The sequence below is a fragment of the Campylobacter anatolicus genome (assembly GCF_018145655.1).
GTDB lineage: Bacteria > Campylobacterota > Campylobacteria > Campylobacterales > Campylobacteraceae > Campylobacter_A > Campylobacter_A anatolicus.
Genome location: NZ_JAGSSY010000013.1, coordinates 1 through 1,168 on the forward strand (window position 1 = coordinate 1; position 1,168 = coordinate 1,168).

Annotated in this window: 3 protein-coding genes; all 3 read right to left on the minus strand. The window is 29.2% G+C overall.

What is annotated here, in order from left to right:
- Window positions 1–212 precede the first annotated feature (212 nt).
- The gene (locus tag KDE13_RS09445; protein ID WP_212143710.1) at window positions 213–524 is read right to left on the minus strand and encodes a hypothetical protein; all 312 of its coding nucleotides are present in this window, start codon (window positions 522–524) and stop codon (window positions 213–215) included.
- Window positions 525–675: 151 nt separating this feature from the next.
- Complete coding sequence (locus KDE13_RS09450) at window positions 676–987, minus strand: hypothetical protein (protein ID WP_212143711.1); 312 nt, start codon at window positions 985–987, stop codon at window positions 676–678.
- On the minus strand, window positions 984–1,168 hold a 185-nt coding region (locus KDE13_RS09455), incomplete at its 5' end, for a hypothetical protein (RefSeq protein ID WP_212143712.1). The genes KDE13_RS09455 and KDE13_RS09450, both read right to left, overlap by 4 nt.

The window sequence follows — 1,168 nt, forward strand, 5'->3', positions numbered from 1 at the left end:
GTTGTTTGTGTTTAAAGAGCTCTGTTTTAAATTTGTATTAGTCTGTGTTTTATCTATAAATGATTTAGATATATTACCAAGATGTGATTTAGTTGTTTTAGTTTTATGGTGGGTGGTGAATTCGGCTATATCTTTAATTCTCATTTCTTATTCTTGTATAAATGGTGCTAGTGCATACCTTTAAGTAGGTATTACCCCCGATATTTTGATAATTAAAATATTTTTGTTCTATCTTTACAATACTCTTTTCCTGATAGTATAATCCACTCTTGAACTACTTCTGGTTTATCATCTCTATTTGTTAAGTAGCCAAAAGTACAACCCTCTGGACTATGTCTAAATATATATATATATCTATTCTCATCATAGATTTCTCTAAGCTTAGGATTCATTAATGGAATAAAAGAATTTCCTACAGCTATATTTCTAGCTCTTGCAAAAACCTCATAAGTTGCAGGACCTATATAGCAACCACCTAGCATAATTAGCATACTTGCTGATAAAACAATATCTTTAACTCTCATCTTCTCTCCTTTATTCTATTAATAGTTTCATCTCTTATGTTTTTATTTTGCTTTTTTAAATCTTTATATATATGAATACTAGGCATATTATCTTGTATAAATGGTGCTAGTGCATACCTTTAAGTAGGTATTACCCCCGATATTTTGATAATTAAAATATTTTTGTTCTTTGTTTACAATGCTCTTTTCCTGATAGTATAATCCACTCTTGAACTACTTCTGGTTTATCATCTCTATTTGTTAAATATCCATAGACACAACCTTTAGGATGGCCTCTAACTATATATATATATCTATTCTCATCATAGATTTCTCTAAATTTAGAGTTCATTAGCGGAACAAAAGAATCCCCTATATTTGTATTTCTATTTTTTACAAAAACCTCATAAGTTGCAGGACCTACATAACAACCACCTAGCATAATTAGCATACTTGCTGATAAAACAATGTCTTTAACTCTCATCTTCTCTCCTTTATTTTATTAATAGTTTCATCTCTTATGTTTTTATTTTGTTTTTTTAAATCTTTATATATATGAATACTAGGCATATTATCTTGTATAAATGGTGCTAGTGCAAATGGAGCAGATGGGATTAGTAGTGCTCCACTTACTAATGTACCGGTAAAGAAGTCATTTACCTTTA